The organism is Burkholderia sp. AU45274, from assembly GCF_030482505.1.
In the GTDB taxonomy this organism is placed as follows: Bacteria; Pseudomonadota; Gammaproteobacteria; order Burkholderiales; family Burkholderiaceae; genus Burkholderia.
The window spans coordinates 94,678-121,085 of record NZ_JAUJQE010000014.1 but is presented as its reverse complement, the minus strand read 5'-3'; the positions used below and the strand labels follow the sequence as shown (position 1 = coordinate 121,085).

The 26,408-nt window shown below is 66.7% G+C and carries 23 protein-coding genes and 2 pseudogenes; 7 read left to right on the top strand and 18 right to left on the bottom strand.

Annotated features, from left to right (window positions below; genetic code table 11):
• Positions 1-40 precede the first annotated feature (40 nt).
• From QZM35_RS33620 to QZM35_RS33580, 9 genes and pseudogenes are all read right to left on the bottom strand, one after another.
• Positions 41-1,237 carry a pyridoxal phosphate-dependent aminotransferase gene (locus QZM35_RS33620; protein WP_039371039.1) on the bottom strand — a complete coding sequence of 399 codons (1,197 nt, stop codon included), beginning with the start codon at positions 1,235-1,237 and terminating at the stop codon, positions 41-43.
• Between the two features lie 73 nt (positions 1,238-1,310).
• Positions 1,311-1,748 (bottom strand): transcription antitermination factor NusB, encoded by a 438-nt coding sequence (gene nusB, locus QZM35_RS33615; protein ID WP_089430732.1) that lies wholly within the window; start codon positions 1,746-1,748, stop codon positions 1,311-1,313.
• On the bottom strand, positions 1,745-2,260 hold the full coding sequence (gene ribH, locus QZM35_RS33610) for a 6,7-dimethyl-8-ribityllumazine synthase (protein ID WP_039371042.1): 516 nt from the start codon (positions 2,258-2,260) through the stop codon (positions 1,745-1,747). Before ribH ends, nusB begins: the two co-directional genes overlap by 4 nt.
• A gap of 53 nt (positions 2,261-2,313) precedes the next feature.
• Positions 2,314-3,456: a bifunctional 3,4-dihydroxy-2-butanone-4-phosphate synthase/GTP cyclohydrolase II gene (gene ribBA, locus QZM35_RS33605; protein WP_089424716.1), complete on the bottom strand. Its 1,143-nt coding sequence runs from the start codon at positions 3,454-3,456 to the stop codon at positions 2,314-2,316.
• A 188-nt stretch (positions 3,457-3,644) separates the two neighbouring features.
• Complete coding sequence (locus QZM35_RS33600; RefSeq protein ID WP_301777564.1) at positions 3,645-4,163, bottom strand: DUF1993 family protein; 519 nt, start codon at positions 4,161-4,163, stop codon at positions 3,645-3,647.
• A gap of 343 nt (positions 4,164-4,506) precedes the next feature.
• Positions 4,507-4,587 (bottom strand): annotated as a pseudogene (locus QZM35_RS33595) (riboflavin synthase); the annotation flags it as partial.
• A gap of 37 nt (positions 4,588-4,624) precedes the next feature.
• Complete coding sequence (ribD, locus tag QZM35_RS33590) at positions 4,625-5,746, bottom strand: bifunctional diaminohydroxyphosphoribosylaminopyrimidine deaminase/5-amino-6-(5-phosphoribosylamino)uracil reductase RibD (RefSeq protein WP_301777563.1); 1,122 nt, start codon at positions 5,744-5,746, stop codon at positions 4,625-4,627.
• A 15-nt stretch (positions 5,747-5,761) separates the two neighbouring features.
• On the bottom strand, positions 5,762-7,045 hold the full coding sequence (gene hemL, locus QZM35_RS33585) for a glutamate-1-semialdehyde 2,1-aminomutase (protein ID WP_014897811.1): 1,284 nt from the start codon (positions 7,043-7,045) through the stop codon (positions 5,762-5,764).
• 176 nt (positions 7,046-7,221) lie between these two features.
• Entirely contained in the window at positions 7,222-7,686 is a 465-nt protein-coding gene (locus QZM35_RS33580; RefSeq protein WP_301777562.1) for a hypothetical protein, read from the bottom strand.
• A 247-nt stretch (positions 7,687-7,933) separates the two neighbouring features.
• On the opposite strand from QZM35_RS33580, the gene QZM35_RS33575 reads away from it, so the two are divergent.
• Positions 7,934-9,151, top strand: coding sequence for a Bcr/CflA family multidrug efflux MFS transporter (locus QZM35_RS33575; protein WP_089424720.1), 1,218 nt, complete (start codon positions 7,934-7,936; stop codon positions 9,149-9,151).
• A gap of 171 nt (positions 9,152-9,322) precedes the next feature.
• Here the strand turns inward: QZM35_RS33575 and QZM35_RS33570 are convergent, their stop codons facing one another.
• From QZM35_RS33570 to zwf, 6 genes and pseudogenes are all read right to left on the bottom strand, one after another.
• A complete protein-coding gene (locus QZM35_RS33570) occupies positions 9,323-9,784 on the bottom strand; it encodes a type VI secretion system amidase immunity protein Tai4 (RefSeq protein ID WP_089424721.1) in 462 nt (153 codons plus the stop codon).
• A 73-nt stretch (positions 9,785-9,857) separates the two neighbouring features.
• Positions 9,858-10,214 carry a DUF1493 family protein gene (locus tag QZM35_RS33565; protein ID WP_089424722.1) on the bottom strand — a complete coding sequence of 119 codons (357 nt, stop codon included), beginning with the start codon at positions 10,212-10,214 and terminating at the stop codon, positions 9,858-9,860.
• A pseudogene (locus QZM35_RS33560) lies at positions 10,214-10,646 on the bottom strand (STM2901 family protein). Before QZM35_RS33560 ends, QZM35_RS33565 begins: the two are co-directional and overlap by 1 nt.
• 575 nt (positions 10,647-11,221) lie before the next feature.
• Positions 11,222-13,150 carry a bifunctional transcriptional regulator/glucokinase gene (locus QZM35_RS33555; protein WP_006476653.1) on the bottom strand — a complete coding sequence of 643 codons (1,929 nt, stop codon included), beginning with the start codon at positions 13,148-13,150 and terminating at the stop codon, positions 11,222-11,224.
• A complete protein-coding gene (gene pgl, locus QZM35_RS33550; protein ID WP_089424724.1) occupies positions 13,128-13,808 on the bottom strand; it encodes a 6-phosphogluconolactonase in 681 nt (226 codons plus the stop codon). Before pgl ends, QZM35_RS33555 begins: the two co-directional genes overlap by 23 nt.
• 88 nt (positions 13,809-13,896) lie before the next feature.
• The gene (gene zwf / locus QZM35_RS33545) at positions 13,897-15,366 is read right to left on the bottom strand and encodes a glucose-6-phosphate dehydrogenase (protein WP_089424725.1); all 1,470 of its coding nucleotides are present in this window, start codon (positions 15,364-15,366) and stop codon (positions 13,897-13,899) included.
• Between the two features lie 432 nt (positions 15,367-15,798).
• Here zwf and QZM35_RS33540 point away from each other — a divergent pair, with 432 nt between their 5' ends.
• The 4 genes from QZM35_RS33540 to QZM35_RS33525 all read left to right on the top strand — a co-directional run bounded on the left by QZM35_RS33540 (position 15,799) and on the right by QZM35_RS33525 (position 20,202).
• The gene (locus tag QZM35_RS33540) at positions 15,799-17,046 is read left to right on the top strand and encodes an ABC transporter substrate-binding protein (protein WP_069247370.1); all 1,248 of its coding nucleotides are present in this window, start codon (positions 15,799-15,801) and stop codon (positions 17,044-17,046) included.
• Positions 17,047-17,185: 139 nt separating this feature from the next.
• The gene (locus tag QZM35_RS33535) at positions 17,186-18,124 is read left to right on the top strand and encodes a carbohydrate ABC transporter permease (protein ID WP_039343490.1); all 939 of its coding nucleotides are present in this window, start codon (positions 17,186-17,188) and stop codon (positions 18,122-18,124) included.
• A complete protein-coding gene (locus tag QZM35_RS33530) occupies positions 18,114-18,971 on the top strand; it encodes a carbohydrate ABC transporter permease (RefSeq protein ID WP_011544828.1) in 858 nt (285 codons plus the stop codon). The genes QZM35_RS33535 and QZM35_RS33530 overlap by 11 nt, the downstream gene beginning before the upstream one ends.
• Before the next feature lie 112 nt (positions 18,972-19,083).
• The gene (locus QZM35_RS33525) at positions 19,084-20,202 is read left to right on the top strand and encodes an ABC transporter ATP-binding protein (RefSeq protein ID WP_089472317.1); all 1,119 of its coding nucleotides are present in this window, start codon (positions 19,084-19,086) and stop codon (positions 20,200-20,202) included.
• A gap of 93 nt (positions 20,203-20,295) precedes the next feature.
• Here the strand turns inward: QZM35_RS33525 and QZM35_RS33520 are convergent, their stop codons facing one another.
• The 3 genes from QZM35_RS33520 to trxB form a co-directional block, all read right to left on the bottom strand.
• Positions 20,296-20,919, bottom strand: a complete 624-nt coding sequence (locus QZM35_RS33520) for a trimeric intracellular cation channel family protein (protein WP_174973486.1) — start codon at positions 20,917-20,919, stop codon at positions 20,296-20,298.
• Positions 20,906-21,685: a Smr/MutS family protein gene (locus tag QZM35_RS33515; protein ID WP_089424726.1), complete on the bottom strand. Its 780-nt coding sequence runs from the start codon at positions 21,683-21,685 to the stop codon at positions 20,906-20,908. Before QZM35_RS33515 ends, QZM35_RS33520 begins: the two co-directional genes overlap by 14 nt.
• 137 nt (positions 21,686-21,822) lie before the next feature.
• Positions 21,823-22,785 carry a thioredoxin-disulfide reductase gene (gene trxB / locus QZM35_RS33510; protein ID WP_089430738.1) on the bottom strand — a complete coding sequence of 321 codons (963 nt, stop codon included), beginning with the start codon at positions 22,783-22,785 and terminating at the stop codon, positions 21,823-21,825.
• 440 nt (positions 22,786-23,225) lie between these two features.
• Between trxB and QZM35_RS33505 the strand changes: the two genes are divergently transcribed.
• Together QZM35_RS33505 and lolA are read left to right on the top strand one after the other, a co-directional pair.
• A complete protein-coding gene (locus QZM35_RS33505; protein WP_301777560.1) occupies positions 23,226-25,535 on the top strand; it encodes a DNA translocase FtsK in 2,310 nt (769 codons plus the stop codon).
• A gap of 46 nt (positions 25,536-25,581) precedes the next feature.
• Complete coding sequence (gene lolA, locus QZM35_RS33500; RefSeq protein ID WP_089424729.1) at positions 25,582-26,271, top strand: outer membrane lipoprotein chaperone LolA; 690 nt, start codon at positions 25,582-25,584, stop codon at positions 26,269-26,271.
• The last annotated feature ends 137 nt before the right edge of the window (positions 26,272-26,408 follow it).

Genomic DNA, 26,408 nt, shown 5'->3' with positions numbered 1-26,408 from the left:
CTTTTGCGGGGTGCGGAATGGCCGCCGCACCGGTCGCGTGTCAGTGCTGCCCGAACAGCGTCGCGAGCCGGTCGACCGCTTCCTCGAGCCGCGAGTAGGCCGTCGCATAGGACAGGCGGATATAGTCACGCGGCGCATGGACACCGAAGTCCATGCCGGGCACCAGCACGACGCCTGCATCGTGCAGCATCGCCGTCGTGAGCGCGGCGCTGTCGCCGGCTGCCGGGTGGGCGACGCCGCCGCAGTGCGCATACACGTAGAACGCGCCGTCCGGCATCACGGGCACCGTGAAGCCGAGCCGTTCGAGCGCCGGTGCGATGAAATCGCGACGGCGCTTGAATTCGAGCCGGCGGGCTTCGTAGATGTCGAGCGCGGCCGGCTCGAAGCACGCGAGCGCCGCGTGCTGCGCGAGCGCGGACGGGCAGATGAACAGGTTCTGCGCCAGCTTCTCGAACGTGCCGACTAGCGCGGGCGGCACCACCAGCCAGCCGAGCCGCCAGCCCGTCATGCTGAAATACTTGGAGAAGCTGTTCACGGTGACGACGTCGTCGCCGAACGACAGTGCCGACACGGGCGCCGCGTCGTAGCTGAGCCCCTGGTAGATCTCGTCGACGATCGTGAAGCCACCGCGTGCGCGCACGGCTTCGACGATCCGCTTCAGTTCGTCGGGTTCGAGCGACGTGCCGGTCGGGTTCGACGGCGACGCGAGCAGCACGCCGCGCGTGCGGTCGCCCCAGCGTGTGCGGACGTCGTCCTCGGTTAGCTGGAAGCGCGCATCCGGGCCGCTCGGCACGAGCACCGCGCGGCCTTCGGCCGCGGCGACGAAGTGCCGGTTGCACGGATACGACGGGTCGGGCATCAGCACCTCGTCGTCACGCCCGACGAGCGCGAGGCACGCGAGCAGCAGCGCGGCCGACGCGCCGGCCGTCACGACGATCCGTTCCGGACTGATCGTGAGGCCGTAGGCGCGTGCGTAGTGCGCGGCGATCGCCTCGCGCAGCGGTGCGATGCCGAGCGCGCTCGTATATTGGGTGACGCCACGGCGCAGCGCGGCCGCGGCCGCTTCGACGACCGGCTCCGGCGCAGTGAAATCCGGCTCGCCGATGCCCATGTGGATAACATCGCGCCCGGAGGACTCGAGACGCTGTGCCTCCTTCATCAGTTCCATCACGTAGAAGGGCTGGATCGCGTCGACGCGTGCGGCGAGTCTGACGAGCGAATCGGTGGCGGTATTCATCGGGCGGGCAGGGCGAGGGAGGCGGGGCAAAAGAAAAAACGGGCGCATGCGCGCCCGTTCCGGATCAACGGGTTCAGCCGTTGCGGCGCGCCTGCGTTTCGGCGGGGCGCAGCTTCGCGGCGAGCTTGTCGAGCACGCCGTTCACGTACTTGTAGCCGTCGGAGCCGCCGAACGTCTTCGCGAGTTCGACAGCTTCGTTGATGATCACGCGGTACGGCGTTTCGACGTGGTGCGTGAGCTCGAACGTGGCGATCAGCAGCACGGCGCGTTCGACCGGCGACAGCTGCTCGATCGGGCGATCGAGCGACGGCGTCAGCGCTTCGACGAGCGTGGCGTGCTCGCGGATCACGCCGTGCAGGATCGCGTCGAGCAGCTCCTTGTCGGCCTTGTCGTAACCGAGCGCGCCGCGCAGTTGCGCGTCGATCTCACCGGAGGACGCGTTCGACAGCAGCCACTGGTACAGCCCCTGCGTCGCCAGCTCGCGCGATTGTCGGCGGGCGCTCTTCTTCATGCGCGCTCCTCTTCGTCGTCTTCCTCTTCTTCGTCCTCGTCGTCATCGCCGAGCTGGTCGAGGGCCATCGTCAGGTTGGCCATCTCGACGGCGACGCGTGCGGCGTCACGACCCTTTTCGGTCATGCGCGCGACGGCCTGCTCGTCGTTTTCGGTCGTCAGGACCGCGTTCGCGATCGGCAGGTTGAAGTCGAGGCCGATGCGGGTGATGCCCGCGCCGCTCTCGTTCGACACGAGTTCGAAGTGGTAGGTCTCGCCGCGGATCACCGCGCCGAGCGCGATCAGCGCGTCGAACTGGCCGCTTTCCGCGAGCTTCTGCAGCGCGAGCGGGATTTCCAGCGCGCCGGGCACCGACACGAGCAGCACGTCTTCACCGGTGACGCCGAGGCGTTCCAGTTCCTCGACGCACGCGTCGGCGAGGCCGTTGCACACGGGCTCGTTGAAGCGCGATTGCACGATGCCGATACGCAGGCCGTCGCCTTCGAGATTCGGTTGGTATTGTCCGATTTCCATGATCTTGTCCGTGGTGTGGATGAACGGTTATAGGGCGAAAGCGCCGTGGCGGGTTACGCGTGGGACGCCGGGCAGGACTTGGCTTCGCCGCCGGGCATCGGAATGAAGCCCGTGACTTCCAGGCCGTAGCCGGACATGCTGCCCAGCTTGCGCGGATTCGACAGCACCTGCATCTTGCTGACCCCGACATCGCGCAGGATCTGCGCGCCGATGCCGAACGTCTTGAAATCAACCGGCCGGCGCTTGAGCACAGCGGCCTTTTCTTCCTCGTCGAACGCCTTGAAGACGTCGATCAGGTGTTCCTTCGTGTCGCCGCAGTTGAGCAGCACGATCACGCCGAGGTCGCGCTCCGCGATCTCGCGCATCGCGGCGTCGAGCGTCCACGAGTGCGTCGACACGCCCGTCTCGAGCAGGTCGAGCACCGACAGCGGCTCGTGCACGCGCACCGGCGTATCGACGTCCGGCGACGGCGTGCCGCGCACCAGCGCGATGTGCGGCGAGCCGCTCGGCTGGTCGCGGTACAGCACCGCGCGGAACGTGCCGTGCGCGGTCTGCATCGTGCGCTCGGCGATCCGCTCGATGATCGATTCGGTGCGGCTGCGGTACTGGATCAGGTCGGCGATCGTGCCGATCTTCAGGTTGTGTTCCTGCGCGAACTCGATCAGGTCGGGCAGGCGCGCCATCGTGCCGTCGTCCTTGATGATCTCGCAGATCACCGCGGCCGGCGTGAGGCCCGCCAGCGCGGTGAAGTCGCAACCGGCCTCGGTGTGGCCCGCGCGCACGAGCACGCCGCCCGGCTGCGCCATGATCGGGAACACGTGGCCCGGCTGCACGATGTGCTCGGGGCGCACGTCATGCGCGACCGCCGTGGCGATCGTGTGCGCACGGTCGGCGGCCGAGATGCCGGTCGTCACGCCTTCGGCCGCTTCGATGCTGACCGTGAACGCGGTGCCGTACTGCGTGCCGTTGCGGTAGGTCATCAGCGGCAGGTGCAGCTGCTTGCAGCGTTCCTGCGTCAACGTCAGACAAACCAGGCCGCGGCCGTACTTGGCCATGAAGTTGATCGCTTCCGGCGTGACGAATTCGGCGGCGATCACGAGGTCGCCCTCGTTTTCGCGGTCTTCTTCGTCGACCAGGATCACCATCCGGCCGGCTTTCAGCTCGGCGATGATGTCGAGCGTGGAGGCGAGCGTCATAAGGGGGCGTGAAAGAGGAAAGTGCGTATTTTACGCCAGCCGGACGACGTTTCGGCTGGCGTGGACCGCGCGCGACCGGCGAGCGCTCCGGAAAGCGCTGCGGCCGGCCTGCGCGGCAGGCCTGGTGGGGCCGCAGCGCATTGGCTGCATGCGCGTGCGGACGGTGGCGGGCTTTGCCCGGCCGCGCGTCACGCGTGCTGGTCGCGCCCGCCCAGGTAGTCGAGCTTGCCGAGCTCGACGCCGCTGTGGCGCAGGATGTCGTACGCGGTCGTCACGTGGAAGAAGAAGTTGGGCAGCACGAAGTTCAGCAGGTACGACTGGCCGGTGAACTCGATCGGGCCGACGCGCATCTTCAGCACGATCTGGCGCGCCTCGCTGCCGTCGATCTGCGCGGCGTCGAAGCTTTTCAGGTAGTCGATCGTCTTCTGGATGCGGGCGTGCAGTTCGTCGAAGCTCTGCTCGACGTCCGGGTAGCTCGGGATTTCGACATCGGCGAGGCGCGCGGCGCAGCCCTTGGCCGTGTCGGTCGCGATGTAGACCTGGCGGACGAGCGGCAGCATGTCCGGGTACAGGCGGGCGCCGACGAACACCGACGGATCGATCTGCTTTTCGGCCGCATGCGCCTGCGCCTTGCCGAGAATGTGCTGAAGATTGGTCAGGCCACGAATCAGGACAGGCACCGAGGCCTGATACATCGAAATGGACATGGGGACGACTCCTTGAGGAAGAGGGTGACCAATACGCGGCCGCACCGTGCGTTGCGGCGCCGGAACCGCTGTCGACGCATCTTAGCGCGGCGGCATGACCCGTGCGCGTCGTTGGCCATTCGGCCAGTTGTCGGGGCAGGTGGGCGAGCGTCGAGCGCACGCGTCGTGGCTTCGACCGGCGACGGCGGCGCGGCGCGAAATGGGGCGGGAGCAATCCGCGTCGTCCCGACGCGATGGGCAACATGCATCGCGCGGCGGGTTCGACGGGCGGCCGACCGAACGAGGTGGCGCGAGGGCGGCGCCCCGGCCACGACGGGCCGAATCGCCCGTCCGTGGCTGACGATCAGTCCTGACGCACGCCTTGCGAAGACGAGAGCATCCGCTCCACATACCGCGCGATCATGTCGACTTCGAGATTGATCTTGCCGCGACAACGCCGGCAAACATCGTGACGATCCCGTTCAGTGCGCGGCGTCGGGCGGCGCGAAGCGCGCGAGGATCCGCAGGTCGTCGCCGACCCGCTCGAACCCGTGGAACGACAGTCGCGTACGCGCGTCGAGGTTCGCCGGCGCGGCGAGGTCGAACATGCCGGCCGCATCGGCGCCCAGCAGGCTCGGCGCGAGGTAGACGAGCAATTCGTCGACGCACTGCTCGCGCAGCAGCGAGCCATTGAGCTTGTGACCGGCCTCGACGTGCAGCTCGTTGACGCCGCGCGCGCCGAGCGCCGCCAGCATCGCGGGCAGGTCGACCTTGCCGTGCGCATTCGCGATCGGCACGATTTCCGCGCCACGGGACTTCAGCACGTTCGCGCGCACTTCGCCGGCGGCGTCGAGCCGGCCGCAGAAGATCAGCAGCGGCGCGCCTTCGAGCAGCCGCGCGTCGAGCGGCAGGTCGAGGCGGCTGTCCACCAGGATGCGCTGCGGCTGGCGCGGCGTGTCGATGCCGCGCACGGTCAGCAGCGGGTTGTCTTCACGCACGGTGCCGATGCCGGTGAGGATCGCGCAGGCGCGCGCACGCCATGCGTGGCCGTCGAGGCGCGCGGCCTCGCCGGTGATCCACTGGCTTTCGCCGGACGGCAGCGCGGTGCGGCCGTCGAGCGACGCGGCGGTCTTCATCCGCACCCACGGGCGGCCGCGCGTCATCCGCGACACGAAGCCGACGTTCAGTTCGCCGGCTTCGTGCGCGAGCAGCCCGCAGCGCACGTCGATGCCCGCGTCGCGCAGCATGCCGAGGCCGCGCCCCGACACCTGCGGGTTCGGGTCTTCCATCGCGGCGACGACCTTCGCGACGCGCGCTTCAATCAGCGCGTTCGCGCACGGCGGCGTGCGGCCGAAGTGGCTGCACGGCTCGAGCGTGACGTAGATGGTCGAACCGGCGACGTCGTAGCCGCGTGCGCGTGCATCTTTCAGCGCCTGCACTTCCGCGTGATCCTGGCCGGCCGGCTGCGTGAAGCCTTCGCCGATCACGTCGCCGTCCTTGACGATCACGCAGCCGACACGCGGGTTCGGCGCCGTCGTATACATGCCGCGCGCGGCGAGCGCGAGCGCGCGCTGCATGTGGGCGAAATCGATATCCGAGAACATGCGCGCGGCCCCGGGTCAGGCAGCGAGTGCCGCGAATGCGCGGCGCGCGGCCGCGAGCGTCGCGTCGATCACCGCGTCGTCGTGCGTGCTCGACACGAATCCGGCCTCGTACGCGGACGGCGCGAAGTACACGCCTTCGTCGAGCATCAGGTGGAAGAAGCGGTTGAAGCGCTCGGTGTCGCTCTTCGTCACTTCGGCGAAGCTGGTCGGCACGCGTTCGGCGAAGTAGAGGCCGAACATCGCACCGATCGAGTCGGCCGCGAACGGCACGCCGGCCGCACGCGCTTCGGCCGCGAGGCCGTCGGCGAGGCGCTTGGTCTGCGCGGTGAGCGCGTCGTAGAAGCCAGGCGCCTGGATCAGCTGCAGCGTCTTCAGGCCCGCGGCGACCGCGATCGGGTTGCCCGACAGCGTGCCCGCCTGATAGACGCCGCCGAGCGGCGCGAGGTGGGCCATGATGTCGCGGCGGCCGCCGAACGCGGCAGCCGGCATCCCGCCGCCGATCACCTTGCCGAGGCAGGTGAGGTCGGCCGTGATCCCGTAGTAAGCCTGCGCGCCGCCGAGCGCGACGCGGAACCCGCACATCACCTCGTCGAAGATCAGCACGGCGCCGTGCTTCGTGCACAGTGCGCGCAGCGCGTTCAGGAATTCGGGCGTGCCGCGCACGAGGTTCATGTTGCCCGCGACCGGTTCGACGATCACGGCGGCGATCTCGTCGCCGAACGCGCCGAACGCTTCTTCGAGCGCGGCGACGTTGTTGTATTCGAGAACGGTCGTGTGCTTCGCGATGTCGGCGGGCACGCCGGCCGACGTCGGGTTGCCGAACGTCAGTAGGCCCGAGCCGGCCTTGACCAGCAGGCTGTCCGCGTGGCCGTGGTAGCAGCCCTCGAACTTGACGATGCGGCTGCGGCCCGTGAAGCCGCGCGCGAGACGCAGCGCGCTCATCGTGGCCTCGGTGCCGCTCGACACCATCCGCACCTGCTCGATCGACGGCACGAGCTTGCAGATTTCCTCGGCGATCTCGATCTCGGCTTCGGTCGGCGCGCCGAACGAGAAGCCGTCGGCGAGCACGTTCTGCACGGCCGACAGCACTTCCGGATGGACGTGACCGACGATCATCGGGCCCCACGAGCCGATGTAGTCGATGTACTGCTTGCCGTCGGCATCCCAGAAATACGGGCCTTGTGCGCGCGCGACGAAGCGCGGCGTGCCGCCGACCGAACGGAAGGCGCGCACCGGCGAGTTGACGCCGCCGGGAATGGTCTTCTGGGCGCGTTCGAAGAGGATCTGATTGTTGGACATGAGCGAAACCTGCGAGAGAAGGGCGCGGGGGCCTGTGCACGGGCCGCGGCGCCTGGGCGGAACGATCGTCTGATTGTACCGGAGACGCGCGCGGCGGGCCCGCGGCACGGTCTGCGGCGTATCGGCGCGCGAGGGATCGCGCGGGCCGGGAAGGACGAGCGGGCGATTCGGCCCCGTTATCGATCCGGCAACGGCGGCGGCTTGCGCTTGCCGGTCAGCTCGGCCCAGCGCTTCTCGAGCGGGCCTTCGACCATCGGCTTGATCACCGTGCCGGAGCTCTGGGCATCCCAGGTCTGCACCGAATACGGATGGACGCGCAGCGCGTCGCGCGCGATCACGACGTCCTGGTGCGCGTCGACCAGCCAGTCGTATACGAAGTCGATGCACAGCCGGTAGCCGCGCTTCGTCGACGGATCGGGCACCTCGTATGGCGCGCGCGTCACGTAGCCGGAGCCGAACACGCCTTTGGGCTCCTTCGCGACGCGATGCAGGAACACGCGGTCGCCCGGCAGGATGCCGCGCGCGAAGCCGCAGCCCCACACGTCATGCACGGCCTCGCCGGCCTTCACGCGCGCGGCGACGTCGGGCAGGTCGGGCCACGGCCATTTCTTGGGGCTCCAGATCAGCAGGAAAGCGGTCATCGGTTCGGTCGTGAGTCGAATTGGTCAGACAAGAGGGGTGGGACGCTGCAAGCTTAATCGAATCCCGGTGCTCGATCCCGCGCGGCGGGCGTCGCGCCGGTGTATTCCCGCCAGCCGCGCACGCGGCCGCCAGCACGCAAAAAAGTTGCGCGTACAATCATGGGCCTGGGCGCGCCGTTCGCGGCGCGGCCTCCCGTCTTCACCGCCACGCGCGCCCCGATGCGCGCGGGCTCCATTCCGGATACCCATGTCTCACGTCATCCGACGCCGGCCCGATGCCCGGCTGATCCTGTTGCTCGGCGCGCTCGCCGCTTGCGGGCCGATCGCTACCGACATGTACCTGCCGAGCCTGCCGTCGATCGCCGCCGGCTTCTCCGTCAGCCCCGGCGCCGCGCAGCGCACGCTGACGAGCTTCATGGCCGGCTTCTCGGTCGGCATGCTGCTGTACGGCCCGCTGTCCGACACGTGGGGCCGCCGCCCCGTGCTGCTCGGCGGCATCGCGCTGTTCACGCTCGCCAGCATCGGCTGCTTCGTGTCGACGTCGATCGACATGCTGATCCTCGTGCGCTTCCTGCAGGCGCTCGGCGCCGGCGCGGCGTCGGTGCTGTCGCGTGCGATCGCGCGCGACGCGCACGAGCCGACCGACGCGGCGAAGGTGCTGTCGATGGTGGCGATCGTCACCGCGGTCGGGCCGCTGCTCGCGCCGCTGATCGGCGGGCAGATCCTGCGCTTCTCCGGCTGGCGCGGCGTGTTCGTCGTGCTGGCCGTGTTCGGCGCGGTGTGCGCGGCGACCGCGTACCTGCGCGTGCCCGAAACCTGGCCGAAGGAGCGGCGCAAGAGCGCGGCCGTGCTCGCGTCGTTTGCGTCGTACGGGCGCATCCTGTCCGATCCCGTTGCCTGGGGGCACATGCTGTGCGGCGGGATGGCGTTCGCGTCGATGTTCTCGTACATCACCGCCACGCCGTTCGTGTACATCGAGTATTTCCACGTGTCGCCGCAGCACTACGGGCTGCTGTTCGGCCTGAACGTCGTCGGCATCATGATCGGCAACTTCACGAACACGCGGCTCGTCGGCCGCCTCGGCTCGCTGCGCATCATCGCGGCCGCGTCGCTCGTGAGCTGCGTCGCGTCGCTCGCGGTCGCGCTCGTCGCGCTGACGGGGTGGGGCGGGCTGTGGTCGATCGTCGTGTGCCTGTTCTTCGTCGTCGGCGTGGTCGGGATCCTGTCCGCGAACTGCACGACCGACCTCATGCATCGCTATCCGCACAACGCGGGCGCGTCGGCGGCCGTGTTCGGCGCGATGCAACTGGCGCTCGGCGCGCTCGCGAGCGTCGCGATCGGCGCACTCGCGGACGGCACGCCGTTCGCGATGGGCGTGACGATCGGTGTGTCGGGCGTGCTGTGTTTCGCCGGGCGTTATCTGGTCCTGCGCTGGCATGGCCGGCCGGTGAAAGCGGGCGCTTGAGCCGCGGGGCGGGACAGGTGGGCGAGGGGGCCGTGGATGCGCGAACGCGCCGGGCCGCGGTTTGCTTCGGAACACCTCGCGGGCAGCCCCGTCGCGTGGAGCAGCAATTTCGCGGTGTCGGGGCGTGCGTGTAGTCAATGCGGGCCATGTATTCGACTTCTCACGTCAGCGTCATTTGGAACGGTCAGACGAGCGATTGTCGAGTTCGTAGCTGCGCTTTGGGTTGATCACGAACCGCTTGGCTTGGGCGTTGAGTTCCTTGCTGTGGTACAGATCCACGCATTTCAAAAAATCGAACTTCACGCCTTTGACTTCGGATTCGACGATCGGATTGCGATAGTCCCGTGCGAGAAAGCGATTGACCAGCGATTTGCCCGCGTCGGGGTTCCGCTCCAGATCGAAGTATGTCCAGTCCATCAGGGCGCTGGCGCTGCTTCCCGCGTCCATCGCAGCAGAAGGTTGATCCCGATAAGCGGTTGCGACACATTCCGCGAGCATCATGTCCTTGTAGTTCTGCGCATAGGACCGGGCGCTTGCTTGCGGTGACGACGTCGTATCCGCGGCGTGGCCGGACTGTGCCGCGAACGTCAATGCCCAGAACATCACACACCGGAGCAGCGGATTTTGTCTCATGGCTGACACCCAGAGATGTGCACGGATCCAACACATCGCCTAAAAATAAACCGGTCTATTCGGCGAGGTGCGATCAGCGCGGCAGACTTTCCAAGCGCTGATTGTTCCACTCTCCATCTAAAATAGCCTGATAGAGCATACCTAGAGTCAATGGCACTTTTTCATATTTTTTTCGGCGTTTTCTGGAGAAAGCCATCCGCGCAACTTCAATCAAGCTAAAGCCCTCTCCTGAGAAATAGCGACTGAACTCAAAATCTCCAACTTGCACCGGAAATTTATCGAAAAACCTCTCCATAAACTCGACCGCATCGTCGCCAGTGATATCCAAATCACCCTCGACGGCATGGCCTTTTGTGAGATTTTTTTTAGGACTAACATCGGCCACCCTTCTCACAAAATCCTCAAACTCGTTCCATGTAAACTGGCTCATCAGAACACCTTGTCCTCAGGCTTAACAAGCGCGTTATAGCGCGACACGGAACGGATGCTGATCATCGTGACATTGTTGGCAGCAATGACCCAGCCAACGACAGGAACCGCGCGCCCAACGAAAACCCCAATGTTTCTTACCATAATGAACTTCAATCGCTTAACGCTGGCGTTGGTCAGCGTCGGGAGGATCTTCTTCTTCAAATCGTAGTCCAGATACTTGCGACTCAATATCGACGCAACAGAAGTACCCGGCGTGGTACCAAAGGGCTTTGCTCGTTTTGGCATCCAATTTTGACCCGCCACAATGGCAACTACTGCCGCTACATCGTCAACGCCAAGCTCCTTGCATGTCTCCATCGATAAAGACAAGGAAAAACAGCTCCATCGGCGTGAGATCTCGATGTGTACCAAAGTCATAGGTATTGTTCATTATAGTGTTCCTCTCTCAGGCTATCGACGAGGCTGAAACCTCGAAGAGAACGATCCCGTGCCTATCGTCCCGGGTGCAGCCTCCCGGCGAAGGCGGGAATTTGATCACTTCTGCTTTGCCCCGTCGCTGGATATGGGTGCCACGTTGCCCCAATCGCTCGCGCAACCTTTTCCGCGGAATTTATCGGCGCGTAAATGCGCTTTACATGCTGCCCATGCGGCTGAAAAACGTGGTCTAGGCATATCCCTCTCCACAAACTGGATGAACGTGATGCCGTCGATGCCAATCGGGGTTCTGTGAGAAACGCGTCATTTCTCGCGTCGGACCGGGATGGCGGCATCAGCGGAGTGAAGGAAGTTACGGAGCTTGGGCAACGGCTGACAATTGGACGTGTTCGAAAATGGGAGCGCGTACGAACACGTGAAGTCACGTGCAGCTCTCGGCAGACGTCATGGTGGATGCTTGTCGAGCCGCCGTGGTTCGGCGCGGCTCCCCAATGCAAAACACCCCGAACGCTGGATCAGCCGTCCGGCGTTCGGGGTGTCATTCACCCGTGACGTTCCTTTACCGCCGCGTCAATCCCGCGCGACGTCCTTCGCCGCCGGCGATGCACCGTGGCTCAGCCAGTCGAGCACGTCGGCCGTTTCGTCGTCGCTCGCGCGCGCCTTCGCCTGCGCGACAGCCTCGGGCAGTTCGCCGTTCGTCGACGCACGGCGGATCGCGACGCCGACCGCGAGGATGTCGATCATCAGCAGATGCAGGATCCGCGAGATCATCGACAGCTGCGATTCGCGCATCTCGATGTGGTCGGTTTCGAGCGCGACGGTCGCGCGCTTCGCGAGCGGCGTGTTGCTCGACGTGATCGCGATCACTTTCGCGCCGGCCTGCATCGCGACGTCGAGCACGCGCAGCAGCTCGGGCGCGCGCCCCGACTTCGACACCGCGACGATCACGTCGCCCTTGCCGAGCAGCGCGGCCGATGCGGCCTGCATGTACAGGTCGCCGTACGCGATCGTCGGGATCCCGAAGCGGAAGAACTTGTAATGCGCGTCCTGCGCGACGATGTTCGAATTACCGAGCCCGTAGAACTCGATGCGCCGTGCGCCGTTCAGGATCTCGATCGCGTTCTCGACGTGCTCGAAATTCAGGTGCTCGCGCAACTGCAGGATCGCGGACACCGTGTTGTCGAGCACCTTCGCGCCGAAGTCGGTGGCCGTGTCGCCGAGATGCACCTGGCTGTGGCTCATCGGGATCGTGCCGGTGAGGCCGGTGGCGAGCTTCAGCTTGAAGTCGGACAGCCCCTGGCAGCCGAGCGAGCGGCAGAAGCGGATCACGGTCGGCTGGCTCACGTCGGCCTTGCGCGCGATGTCGACGATCGGATCGTTGATGATCGAGCGCGGATGGTTCAGCGCGAGATCGGCGACGCGGCGCTCGGCCGGCGTCAGCGCGTCACGCATCTGGCGGATCCGTTCGAACACGGCCGACGACGCACCGCCCGAGCGGTTCGACAACTGCTCCGCGAGGATCGCCGACACGCCGAGGAACGCCGGGTATTCGGCGGTGATCAGGTAGGTCGGGATGTTCTCGAGGTAGTGCGTGAAGCGGCCCTTCGCCTCGAAGCGCGCGCGGAACGACGAGCGCGTGAACAGTTCGCCGAGCTTCAGCGCGACGCCGCCGCCGATGTACACGCCGCCGAGCGCGCCGAGCGTCAGCGCGACGCTGCCCGCGAACGCGCCGAGAATCCCGCAGAAGCATTCGACCGTCTCGAGCGCGAGGGCGTCGCCCGCATGCGCGCGCTCGACGATCTCGACCGTGTCGACGGTCGCGGCCACGCGCTTCTTGTCGCGCGCGGCGAGCGCGCGATAGATGATCTCCATGCCGGGGCCCGCACACACGCGTTCGAACGACACGTGCGGAAACTTCTTGCGCGCATACTGCAGCACCAGGTCCTCGCGCTCGTCCTGCGGCGCGAACGACGCGTGGCCGCCTTCGCTGCCGAGCGCGATCCAGCGGTCGTCGGCCGGAATCAGCCCCGACACGCCGAGCCCGGTGCCGGGCCCGAGCAGCCCGATCACGCTGTTCTGGCGGCGCGCGCCGCCGCCGACCTGCACGCGTTGCGCATCGGTCAGGCCCGGCAGCGCCATCGCGAGCGCGGTGAAATCGTTGACGACGAGCAGCGTGTCGAAGCCGAGCGCACGGCGCGTCGCCTCGATCGAGAAGCTCCAGTCGTGGTTGGTCATCGTGACCTGGTCGCCGTCGACGGGATTGGCGATCGCGATCGCCGCGTGGTTCACGCGGCTGATCTTCACATCCTTCAGATACTTGCGGATCGCGTCGGTGATCGTCGGATAGTCGGCGCCGGGATAGACGCGAATCTGCGTGATCTCGCCCGGGCCGGTTTCCAGCGCGAAGCGCGCGTTGGTGCCGCCGACGTCCGCGAGCAGGCGCGGGCCGTCGGCATGCTGACCCGCGACGACCGCCTTACTTTGCGCACCAGTAGACATCGAGCTGGGTCCCCTTGTCGTTGGCCAGTTGGGAAATCGCGTTCTTCTGCAGCGATGCGGCCGCGGCGTCGAGCACCGCGCGTTTGCGTTCGCCCGCGATCAGCAGGAACAGCCGGTCGACGCGCTTGAGCGCATCGAGCGAGAAGCTCACCCGCGCATGCGGCGCGGCGCCGGGATGGACGGCGACGAAACGCTCGGGCGTCGTGATCGCGTGATCCCATTCGGGCGCATCGGCGAAGATCGACGCGGTATGGCCGTCCTCGCCCATGCCGAGCACCGCGACGCTCGGCACGCGGTAGTCGGCGTTCGCGTTCAGCGCGGCGACGTGCGCGTCGAGCGCGGCGCGCGTGTCGACGAGCGGCAGGAAGCGGGCAGGAGCGGCGGCGTGCTGCAGCAGCGTGTCGCGCACGAGCTGCGCGTTGCTGGCTGCATCGTCCTCCGGCACCCAGCGGTCGTCGACCAGCGTCACGTCGACGCCGGCCCAGTCGAGCGCCGCGTGCGACAGCGTGTGCAGGAACGGGCGCGGGCTCGTGCCGCCGGACACCGCGAGCGTCGGGCGCGCGGGGCCGGCGAGCGCGGCGCGCAGCGCATCGCCGACGGCGCGCGCGAGCGCTTCGCTTTGCGCTTCCTGGGTGTCGAAAGCGTGAATCTCGATCACATCTCCTCCGGACTGCTTTGTCTGTTCAAATCGTACGAATCGTGGGGCACGTTGCCGCGTACGGTGGCGTGCGCGGCAACGGTTTGCATCAGTTCTCTTCTTCGAGCCAGCAGGTGTCGTGCTGCGCGAGCATCGCGCTCGCCGCGGCCGGCCCCCACGTGCCCGCCGCATACGGCTTCGGCGGCTTCAGCGTGCGTGCCCATTCGTTCAGGATAGGCTCGACCCAGCGCCATGCGGCTTCCTGCTCGTCGCGTCGCACGAAGAGGGCGAGGCGGCCGTTGATCACGTCGAGCAGCAGGCGCTGGTACGCCTCCATCTGCCCTTCCTTGAAGAACTGGTCGAACGCAAGGTCGAGGTGCACGCTCGCGAGGTTCATCCCTTCGCCGGGCTGCTTCGCGAGGCAGTACAGGCGGATCGTCTCGTTCGGCTGCAGCCGGATCACGAGGCGGTTCGAACCGGGACGCAGCGCGGTGGGCCCGAGCGCCGAATGCGGCACCGGGCGGAAATTGACGACGATCTCCGCGACGCGATCGGCAAGCCGCTTGCCGGTGCGCAGGAAGAACGGCACGCCGGCCCAGCGCCAGTTCTCGATCTCGACCTTCAATGCGACGAAGGTTTCGGTCTGGCTATCGGGCTTCACGCCCGGTTCGGTCGCGTAGGCCGGCACCTGCGCGCCCTTGATCACGCCCGCATGATACTGGCCGCGCACGGCCACCTTGCCGATGTCGCGCGGATCGACCGGCTTCAGCGCGCGCAGCACGCGCAGCTTCTCGTCGCGCACCGAATCCGAATCCATCGAATGCGGCGGCTCCATCGCGACGATCGACAGCAGTTGCAGCAGGTGGTTCTGCACCATGTCGCGCAGCGCGCCGGTATTGTCGTAGAAATCGCCGCGTGCCTCGACGCCGAGCTCCTCGGCGATCGTGATCTGGATGCTCTCGACCCATTCGCGGCGCCACAGCGGCTCGAACAGCGCATTGCCGAAGCGCAGCGCAAGCAGGTTCTGCACCGGTTCCTTGCCGAGGTAGTGGTCGATCCGGTAGATCTGGCCTTCCGCGAAGATCTCGCCGACCGCGTCGTTGATCGCGTTCGACGACTTCAGGTCGTAGCCGAGCGGCTTCTCGAGCACGATGCGCGAGCCTTCGCTCAGGCCGACCGACGCGAGCGCCTTGCAGATCGGCACGAACAGCGACGGGCCCGTCGCGAGATAGAACACGCGGATGCCGGGCAGCGCTGCCACCGCGTCGCGCAGCACGACGTAGTCTTCCGCGCGGCCGAGATCGAGGTGCACGTACTCGATGCGATCGAGGAAGGACTTCCACGCAGCTTCGTCGAACGCGTTGCCGGCGGCCTTGGCCGCGTGCGGCTTCACGTGGGTGTCGACCCATTCGAGATAGGACGCCCGATCCGATTCATGACGCGCCACGGCGACGATCCGGCCGCTCTCCGCCAGCATGTTCGCACGGTGCGCTTCGAACAGCGCAGGCAGGATCTTGCGCATCGACAGATCGCCGGTGCCGCCGAAAAGTACGAAGGTAAAGCTGGAATCGGTATGCATGTGTCTCCGCCGGGTTGGGGGTGCTCGGAAGCGATCCGTAGTGCGATAAAAATATTTTTGACACTGAATTGTAGTTTAACTACAATCCGCCGCAAGGGGTAGCACCTGGGTGAAGAAAAAAAGAAGTGCGGTCGATGAACTGCGCGAGCTTCATCTTCGGGAACGCCTTGTGCCGAATGTTATCGGACATTGACGGCGCGCATCGTCCGCGCGACGTCGGCCCCGGGCTCGCGCCGCATCATCGCGGCGGGCCAGAAACACCAAGAGGAGACACGCCGTTGAATCTCGATTCACGCTTTCTGTAAGAGCCCGGCCGGTCATCGGCCCCGTACGCTGCATGCGTCCCGCGGCTCGATTTCCCCGTCGTTATCAAGAAGCCGGTTCCCGCTCAAGGGAACCTCACGAGTTGATTCAGTCTGGAGGAGATAAGTAATGAAAGTTCGCTCGATCATGGGCGCGCTCTGCGCCGCAGGTCTGATGGCCGGCGCCGTGGCGGCGCAGGCAGCCGAGAACGTGACGGTGCTGCACTGGTGGACCTCGGGCGGCGAGTCGAAGGCCGTCGGCGTGCTGAAGGACGACGTGCAGAAGCAGGGCTACGTGTGGAAGGACTTCGCGGTCGCGGGCGGCGCCGGCGCCGCGGCGATGACCGCGCTGAAGACCAAGGTGATCAGCGGCGATTCTCCGTCTGCCGCGCAGATCAAGGGCCCGCTGATCCAGGACTGGGCCGACCAGGGCGTGCTCGTCAACATCGATTCCGCTGCCGGCGACTGGAAGCAGAACCTGCCGCCGGAAATCGACAAGATCATCAAGTACAAGGGCCACACCGTCGCGGCGCCGTTCTCGGTGCACCGCGTGAACTGGCTGTACATCAACAAGGCCGCGCTCGACAAGGTCGGCGCGAAGGTGCCGACCACCTGGCCTGAATTCTTCGCGGTGGCCGACAAGCTGAAGGCCGCGGGCATCCAGCCGGTCGCGATGGGCGGCCAGCCGTGGCAGGACCTGACGCTGTGGGAAGACGTCGTGCTGTCGCAGGGTCCGGCGTTCTACAAGAAGGCGCTGGTCGACCTCGACCAGGCGACGCTGACCTCGCCGCAGATGCTGTCCGTGTTCGACACGGTGCGCAAGATCCAGGGCTACTTCGACACCGGCCGTAACGGCCGCGACTGGAACCTCGCGACCGCGATGGTCATCAACGGCAAGGCCGGCATGCAGTTCATGGGCGACTGGGCGAAGGGCGAGTTCGAGAACGCCGGCAAGAAGGCGGGCAAGGACTACGTCTGCGCACCGGTGCCGGGCACCGCGAATTCGTACACGTTCAACGTCGACTCGTTCGTGTTCTTCCAGCAGAAGGGCGAGAAGAACGCGACGCCGGGCCAGCTCGCGCTCGCGAAGACGATCATGACGCCGGACTTCCAGGAGCAGTTCAGCCTGCTGAAGGGTTCGGTGCCGGTCCGCCTCGGCGTGAAGATGGACAAGTTCGACGACTGCGCGAAGAAGTCGTATGCCGACGAGCAGACCGCGATCAAGTCGGGCGGCTTCGTCCCGTCGCTCGCGCACGGGATGGCGCAGAGCGACGCGACCGCCGGCGCGATCACGGACGTCGTGACGAAGTTCATGAACTCGCAGCAGGATTCGAAGAGCGCGGTCGCCGCGCTCGCGAAGGCCGCGAAGGTCAAGTAACGCGCGACAGGCGCCCGGCCGGAAACGCTTCATCGGCCGGGCGTTTTTGCATGCGCAGCAAACGGGCTCGCCCGCGAAGCCCGTGCCGTACCCGGCGCCGGCCCGGCCTGCGTCGCCCTCGTTCCAGGAGTCGAATCAAGTGGCTGCCCCTCTTAGCGGAAACGGATCCGGCGCTGCCGCCGCACGGCGTACGTCGCCGATGTCGGCCTTCGCCGACCGCTGGATCCCGAAGCTCGTGCTTGCGCCGAGCGTCGCGATCGCCGTGGTGTTCATCTACGGCTTCATCCTGATTACCGGCTATCTGTCGCTGACCAATTCGCGGCTGTTGCCGAACTACGAATTCGACGGCTTCGGCCGTTACTCGGACCTGTTCCAGAACGACGTGTGGTGGACCTCCGCCGCGAACCTCGGCTGGTTCGGGATTCCGTTCATCGTGATCTGCGTCGCGCTCGGGCTGTTCCTCGCGATCCTGCTCGACCAGCGGATCCGCAACGAAGGCGCGCTGCGCGCGGTCTTCCTGTACCCGATGGCGCTGTCGTTCATCGTCACCGGCACCGCGTGGCAGTGGATCCTGAACCCGGGCCTCGGCCTCGAGAAGGTGATGCACGACTGGGGCTGGACGAGCTTCTCGTTCGGCTGGCTCGACGATCCGGACAAGGCGATCTTCTGCGTGGTGATCGCGGCCGTGTGGCAGTCGACCGGCTTCGTGATGGCGCTGTTCCTCGCGGGGCTGCGCGGTGTCGATGCGGAGATCTTCAAGGCCGCGCAGGTCGATGGTGCGACGCTGCCGACCATCTACCGCAAGATCGTGATCCCGAGCATGCGCCCGGTGTTCTTCTCGGTGCTGCTGATCCTCTGCCACATCACGATCAAGACCTTCGACCTCGTCGTCGCGCTGACGGCGGGCGGCCCGGGCACGTCGTCGTCGCTGCCGGCCATGTTCATGTACACGTTTTCGTTCAACCGCGGCCAGCTCGGGCTCGGCGCGGCGTCCTCGGTGATGATGCTCGCGACCGTGGTCGCGGTGCTGGTGCCGCTGATGTATATGGAATCGAGGAGCACCCGCAATGCAGCCTAAGATGACGATCAGCCGGGCAGTGATCTATGCGGCACTGATCCTGTTCGCGCTGTATTTCCTGTTCCCGATCTACGTGATGCTGTCGACGTCGTTCAAGGATCTCGACCAGCTGCGCACCGGCAACCTGCTGACGCCGCCCACCACGTGGACCGTCGACCCGTGGGTGAAGGCCTGGAGCGGCGCGTGCACCGGCGTGCGCTGCGACGGCATGAAGCCGTTCTTCCTGAACTCGCTGCAGATGGTGATCCCGGCCGTGCTGATCTCGTCGCTGATCGGCGCGTTCAACGGCTACGTGCTCACGCACTGGCGCTTCCGCGGCGCCGACGCGCTGTTCACGATGATGCTGGTCGGCTGCTTCATTCCGTTCCAGGTGATCCTGCTGCCGATGGCGCGCCTGCAGGGGATGCTCGGCCTCGCCAACACGATTCCGGGCCTCGTGTTCGTGCACGTCGTGTACGGCATCGCGTTCACGACGATGTTCTTCCGCAACTTCTACGTGAGCGTGCCGGCCGAACTCGTGAAGGCCGCGCGCATCGACGGCGCGGGCTTCTTCACGATCTTCACGAAGATCCTGCTGCCCGTGTCGCTGCCGATCTTCATGGTGTGCCTGATCTGGCAATTCACGCAGATCTGGAACGACTTCCTGTTCGGGATCGTGTTCTCCGGCGTCGATTCGATGCCGATCACGGTTGCGCTGAACAACCTCGTCAACACGTCGACGGGCGTGAAGGAATACAACGTCGACATGGCGGGCGCGATCATCGCCGCGCTGCCGACGCTGCTCGTCTACATCGTCGCGGGCCGCTACTTCGTGCGCGGGCTGACGGCGGGGGCGGTGAAGGGGTAAGCGCGGCTTCATCCGATACGACGAACCGGCCGCGCCTCGCGCGCGGCGCATCGAAACGAACCCGACGCGGCGCCGGAGTGCGCCGCGCGAGACGAGACAGAGGATTCACAGCATGGCAAGCCTTTCCATCCGTGACGTGTACAAGACCTACCCGAACGGGGTGCCGGTCCTGAAGGGTGTCGACATCGAGATCGAGGACGGACAGTTCCTGATCCTGGTCGGCGGGTCGGGCTGCGGGAAGTCGACGCTGCTCAACATGATCGCCGGGCTCGAGACCGTGACGAGCGGCGAGATCTGCATCGACGGCAAGGTCGTCAACGACCTGTCGCCGAAGGATCGCGACATCGCGATGGTGTTCCAGTCGTACGCGCTGTATCCGTCGATGACGGTGCGCGAGAACATCTCGTTCGGCCTGAACATCCGCAAGGTGCCGAAGAGCGAACAGCAGCAGATCGTCGACCGCGTGTCGCAGATGCTGCAGATCCAGCACCTGCTCGACCGCAAGCCGGGCCAGCTGTCGGGCGGCCAGCGCCAGCGTGTCGCGATGGGCCGTGCGCTCGCGCGCGATCCGTCGCTGTTCCTGTTCGACGAGCCGCTGTCGAACCTCGACGCGAAGCTGCGCATCGAGATGCGCGCGGAAATCAAGCTGCTGCACCAGCGCCTCGGCACGACGATCGTCTACGTGACGCACGACCAGATCGAGGCGATGACGCTCGGCGACCGGATCGCGGTGATGAAGGACGGCGTGGTTCAGCAGTTCGGCGCGCCGCAGGAGATCTACGATTCGCCGTCGAACCTGTTCGTCGCGGGCTTCATCGGCGCGCCGCCGATGAACTTCATCAACGGCAAGCTGGTCGAGCAGGGCAGCGGGATCGCGCTTGAAGTCGACACGGGCGTCAAGCGCGGCGTGCTGAACCTGCCGTTCGATGCGGCGAAGCTGAAGTCGCACGTCGGCCGCGAGGTGATCCTCGGCCTGCGTCCGGAGCGCATCACCGACGTGCGCCATGCGCACAACGGCGACGCGTCGCACCTGCAGCCGTTCGACGTGCGCGTCGACGTGACCGAGCCGACCGGGCCGGACACGCACGTGTTCGCGCAGGTCAACGGCAAGCGCATCGTGAGCCGCGTGCATCCGGCCGCGAACCCGCAACCCGACCAGACGCTGTCGCTGCTGTTCGACGTGTCGAAGGCTGTGTTGTTCGATCCGGCGTCGGAAGAGCGGATCGCGTGATGTCGCGCGAGCGCTGAAGGAAGCAAAAAGGGGCCGTCTTCGGACGGCCCCTTTGTTTTGGCGCGACGGTCGATGCCGCAGCGGTAGTCAAGGTCAGTGCGGCAGCCGCACGTCGAACTTGAACGTCGCGAGCCGCGCGACGAGGATGAAGCCGGTCGCGAGCAGCACGCTGTAGACGGAATCGAACTGCAGCCACACGAGCAGCAGGTAGAACCAGCAGCCGACGAACGCGCAGGTCGCGTAGGGCCGCGAATCGCGCAGGATCAGCGGGATGTCGTTGCACAGCACGTCGCGGATGATCCCGCCGACCACGCCCGTGATCACGCCCATCATCACCGCGATGAAGCGCGGCATCTCGGCATCGAGCGCGATCGCCGTACCCGAGATGCTGAAGATCCCGAGCCCGATCGCATCGGCCACGAGCAGCAATCGCTCGGCCGACAGCCGCGACAGCATCCGCAGCACGAACGGCGCGAACAGCGCGAGCACGAAGATCACGATCACGTAGTCGTCGTGCACGACCCAGTAGAACGGCCGGCGTTCGAGCAGGATGTCGCGCAGCGTGCCGCCGCCGAACGCGGTGGCGAGCGCCACCACGAACGTGCCGACCGAGTCGAGACGGTTCTTGCGCGCCTCGATGAAGCCCGAGATCGCAAAGGCCAGCGTGGCGATCGCCTCCAGTACCGCGATCGCGAGCGTCAGCCTAGGATGCGGCACGCGGCCCCCGGTCCCCGGGTGCCGCGAACGGCTGCAGCAGCACCAGCACCGCGCCCGCGCCGCCGTCGTGGCCGCGCGCCTCGCAGAACGCGATCACTTCTTCCTTCTGCACGAGCCACGCACGCACCTTGCCTTTCAGCACCGGCTCCTTGCCGATCGAGCCGAGCCCCTTGCCGTGGATCACGCGCAGGCAGCGCAGCCCCTTCTTGCCGGCTTCGCGGATGAACTCGGCGAGCGCGTCGCGCGCCTCGTCGCGCCGCATTCCATGCAGGTCGATCTGCGCCTGCACGATCCACGCGCCGCTGCGCAGCTTGCGCACGACGTCGCGGCTGATGCCGGGGCGGTGGTAGTACAGCGAGTCGTCGCTGTCGAGCAGCGTCTCGGGATCGAATTCGTCGGACAACGTCGCGTTCAGCACGGCTTCCTCGTCGCGCTGCGTCTGCTTCGGCACCGGGTCGGGCGGTGTGCGGCCGGCCGCCGCGCGCGGCGGCGCGTTCAGCGGGCGGATCGCGCCGATCTCGTTGCGGAACAGGTTTGCGTCGGCTTCCGCCTTGCGCTCGGCCTTGGCCGCTTCGACGCGCTCGCGGTCGCGGCGATCGGCTTCGCCTTGCAGCGACTTGCGCAGCGCGCCGAGGCCCGCGAGCCCCTGGCCGCGCAACGCGGCGGGATCGGGCGCGGGCGCCGGCGCGACGGGCGCGGGGTTCGCGGGACGGGCGGCGATCTGCCGCTTCGCGGGATCGCTCGGATGGGGCTGGTTCTTCGCCATGATTCGGTACGCAGGGCAGGCGCGTTCGGGCGCGCGGGCAAAAAAAAGCCGCTGCACGGCGGCAGCGGCTTGTCCGGCCAGACCCGCTTCGCGGCAGCGGACGCCATTGTAGCGCCCGGCGCGACAGGTCTCGCGGCTTACTTCTTGTCGTGCAGGCTTTCGAGGTAGCGCTGCGCGTCGAGCGCGGCCATGCAGCCCGTGCCGGCGCTGGTGATCGCCTGGCGGTACACGTTGTCCTGCACGTCGCCCGCGGCGAACACGCCCGGCACGCTCGTCGACGTCGCGTTGCCGTGCAGGCCGCTCTTCGTCAGGATGTAGCCGTCCTTCATCTCGAGCTGGCCCTGGAACAGGTCGGTGTTCGGCTTGTGGCCGATCGCGACGAACACGCCCTGCACGTTGAGGTCTTCCGTCGCGCCGGTCTTCACGTTCTTGATGCGCAGGCCCGTGACGCCCGAATCCTCGCCGGTCACTTCATCGAGCACGTGATCCCACTTGATCACGACCGCGCCTTCCTTTTCCTTCTCCAGCAGGCGGTCGATCAGGATCGGCTCCGCGCGGAACTTGTCGCGGCGGTGGATCACCGTGACCTTCTTCGCGATGCCGGTCAGGTAGAGCGCTTCCTCGACGGCCGTGTTGCCGCCGCCGATCACCGCGACTTCCTGGTTGCGATAGAAGAAGCCGTCGCAGGTCGCGCAGGCCGACACGCCCTTGCCCATGAACGCTTCTTCGGACGGCAGGCCGAGATACTGCGCGGACGCGCCAGTCGCGATGATCAGCGAGTCGCACGTGTATTCGCCCGAATCGCCGATCAGGCGGATCGGCTGCTCGTGCAGCTTCGCGGTGTGGATGTGGTCGAACACGATTTCGGTGTTGAAGCGTTCCGCGTGCTCCTGGAAGCGCGCCATCAGCTCCGGACCCTGCACGCCTTTCGCGTCTGCCGGCCAGTTTTCGACGTCGGTCGTGGTCATCAGCTGGCCGCCCTGCGCGATGCCGGTGATCAGCACCGGGGACAGGTTGGCGCGTGCCGCGTAGACGGCAGCCGTGTAGCCGGCGGGGCCGGAACCGAGAATCAGGACTTTGGCGTGTTTGGGCGTGGACATGTGCGAATCCGTAAAAGGCGGCCGCGGCGGGCGGGGTAGGGCTCGCCGTACGATCCGGGTTGACCGGGATGCCGTCATAGATGGGTATCAGACGCGCATTATAAAGGCCCCGTTGCTGCGTTGCCGAACGAGAGTTTCAATCGTCGCGATAGTGTCGGGCAGTGCAACGGCCGCGCACGCGGGGTGGGCAGGGCGCCCGGCGGCGCGTTGCCGCACGTGTGCAGCGGGGCCTGGCACCGGCTCGAGGGGCATCGCGGCGGTGCCCGACGGGGCCGCCCGTACCACGGCGAAAGGGCTGCCGGGAAATGCACCCGCGGGGCCGTCTTGACCCCGGCCCTGTTATGTAACCGTCATTTACACTTGGCGGCCCGGTGCAGCGTTTACAATAAGCGGGATCGAACGACAGGCGGGCGCACGGCCCGTCCTCTTTATACGGATTCATGGCAAAAGCTCCTTATTCCGCCCAGGCACAGGCGTTGCCGCACCGGATGTCGAAGCTCCTCACGGAGATCCGCTGGATTCTCCAGGTCGCGCTCTGCGCATTTCTGGTGATGGCCCTGCTGAGCTACAGCCGGCGCGATCCGAGTTGGACGCACGCCGCCCAGGTGGATCACATCACGAACTGGGCCGGCCGCGTCGGCGCGTGGACGGCCGACATCATCCTGCTGCTGTTCGGCCTGTCGGCCTACTGGCTGATCGTGCCGCTCGCGCGGCGCATCGCCGTCAACTATCGCCGCATCACGCGCCACGAGGCGGTCTCGGACGAACCCGAGCGGCCGATCGGCTGGCTCACCGAAATCCTCGCGTTCGTGCTCGTCGTGCTGGCGTGCGACGGCATCGAGGCGCTGCGCATGTGGTCGCTGAAGGTGCAGTTGCCGCGCGCGCCGGGCGGCGTCGTCGGCGAGGCCGTCGCGGGTGCGATGTCGCATGCGTTCGGCTTCACGGGCGGCACGCTGCTGCTGCTGATCGCGCTCTCGATCGGCCTGTCGCTGTATTTCCGCTTCTCGTGGCTGTCGGTCGCCGAGCGTGTCGGCGGCGCGATCCTGTCCGCCGTCAACGTCGCGAAGCTGCGCCGCGAGGCCGAGCGCGACCGCAAGCTCGGCGAGGCCGCGGCCGTGCGCCGCGAAGGCAAGGTCGAAGAGGAGCGCGTGCGCATCGAGGATCACGAGCCCGTGACGATCGTGCCGCCGGTCGTCACGCCGGTGAAGTCCGAGCGCGTCGAGCGCGAGCGCCAGGTGCCGCTCTTCACCGACCTGCCGGGCGATTCGACGCTGCCGGCGGTGTCGCTGCTCGATCCCGCGCCGAAGGCGCAGGAGGCGATTTCCGCCGATACGCTCGAATTCACGTCGCGCCTGATCGAGAAGAAGCTGAAGGATTTCGGCGTCGAGGCGAGCGTCGTCGCCGCGTATCCGGGCCCGGTCGTCACGCGCTACGAAATCGAGCCGGCCACCGGCGTGAAGGGCAGCCAGATCGTCAACCTCGCGAAGGATCTCGCGCGCTCGCTGTCGCTCGTGTCGATCCGCGTCGTCGAGACGATCCCCGGCAAGAACTACATGGCGCTCGAGTTGCCGAACCAGCGCCGCCAGACGGTTCACCTGTCCGAGATCATCGGCTCCGAAGTCTATGCGGCCGCGTCGTCGGCGCTGACGCTGAGCCTCGGCAAGGACATCGGCGGCAAGCCGGTGTGCGCGGATCTCGCGAAGATGCCGCACCTGCTGGTGGCCGGCACGACCGGCTCGGGCAAGTCGGTCGGGATCAACGCGATGATCCTGTCGCTGCTGTACAAGGCGACGGCTGACCAGGTGCGCCTGATCCTGATCGATCCGAAGATGCTCGAAATGAGCGTCTACGAAGGCATTCCGCACCTGCTGTGCCCGGTCGTCACCGACATGCGCCAGGCCGGCCACGCGCTGAACTGGACGGTCGCCGAGATGGAGCGACGCTACAAGCTGATGAGCAAGCTCGGCGTGCGCAACCTGGCGGGCTACAACAACAAGATCGACGAGGCCGCGAAGCGCGAGGAGAAGCTGCCGAATCCGTTCAGCCTGACGCCGGACGATCCGGAGCCGCTCGGCCGCCTGCCGAACATCGTCGTGGTGATCGACGAGCTGGCCGACCTGATGATGGTCGTCGGCAAGAAGGTCGAGGAACTGATTGCACGGATCGCGCAGAAGGCGCGCGCGGCCGGCATCCACCTGATCCTCGCGACGCAGCGTCCGTCGGTCGACGTGATCACGGGCCTGATCAAGGCCAACGTGCCGACGCGGATCGCGTTCCAGGTGTCGTCGAAGATCGACTCGCGCACGATTCTCGACCAGATGGGCGCCGAATCGCTGCTCGGGATGGGCGACATGCTGTACCTGGCGCCGGGCACCGGGCTGCCGGTGCGCGTGCATGGCGCGTTCGTCGCGGATGACGAAGTGCACCGCGTCGTCGAGAAGCTCAAGGAGCAGGGCGAGCCGAACTACGTCGAGGGCCTGCTCGAAGGCGGCACCGCCGACGGCGACGAGGGCTCGGCCGGCGCGGGAACCGGCGAAGGCGGCGAGGAGTCTGATCCGCTGTACGACCAGGCGGTCGAGATCGTCATCAAGAACCGCCGCGCATCGATCTCGCTCGTGCAGCGCCACCTGCGGATCGGCTACAACCGCGCGGCGCGGCTGCTCGAGCAGATGGAGCAGTCGGGGCTCGTGTCGGCGATGTCGTCGAGCGGCAACCGCGAAATTCTTGTGCCGGCGCGCGACGCGGAATGAGTCCGCGGCGTTCGCAGCGCCGGCCACCCAGGGAGAAAACCGCAATATGCAGCAACATTCGTTCGCAATGTCCCTTCGTTCGACGCGGCGCTGGCTCGGCGCGGCGCTCGCCGGCGCCTCGCTGATGCTCGCGGCGACGCACGCGTTCGCGGGCGGCACCGAGCAACTGAAGGCGTTCGTGTCGCAGGTGCGTTCGGCGAAGGGCGACTTCACGCAGCAGATCGTCAAGGCCCCGGCGAAGGGCGCGAGCGCCGCGCAGGCCGTGCCGAAGCCCACCGACAATTCGAGCGGCACGTTCGTGTTTGCGCGCCCCGGCAAGTTCATCTGGACGTACCAGAAGCCGTACCAGCAGGTGCTGCAGGCTGACGGCGACAAGCTCTACGTGTACGACCGCGACCTGAACCAGGTCACAGAGCGCAAGCTGAACGGCGCGCTGGGCGCGAGCCCCGCCGCGATCCTGTTCGGCAGCAACGATCTGGAGAAGAACTACACGCTGCGCGATGCCGGCGAAAAGGGCGGCATCGAGTGGCTCGAAATGCTGCCGAAGGCGCAGGACACGCAGTTCCAGCGGATCGGCATCGGCTTCAAGAACGGCACGCTCGCCGCGATGGAACTGCACGACGTGTTCGGCAACGTCACGCTGCTGACGTTTACGAACATCCAGACGAATCCGCCGCTGAAGGGCGATACGTTCAAGTTCGTCGTGCCGAAGGGCGCCGACGTGATTACCGGCTGACCGGCGCCCGCGCGCTGCTGTTTCACCGAAGGGCCTGCCGGCGACGGCAGGCCCTTGTTGTTTCTGGGCGCGGGCACCGGGCGCCGGGTACCAGGCGCGGCGGTGCTTTCGCGCGGCTGTCATAATGTCGGGTCCGG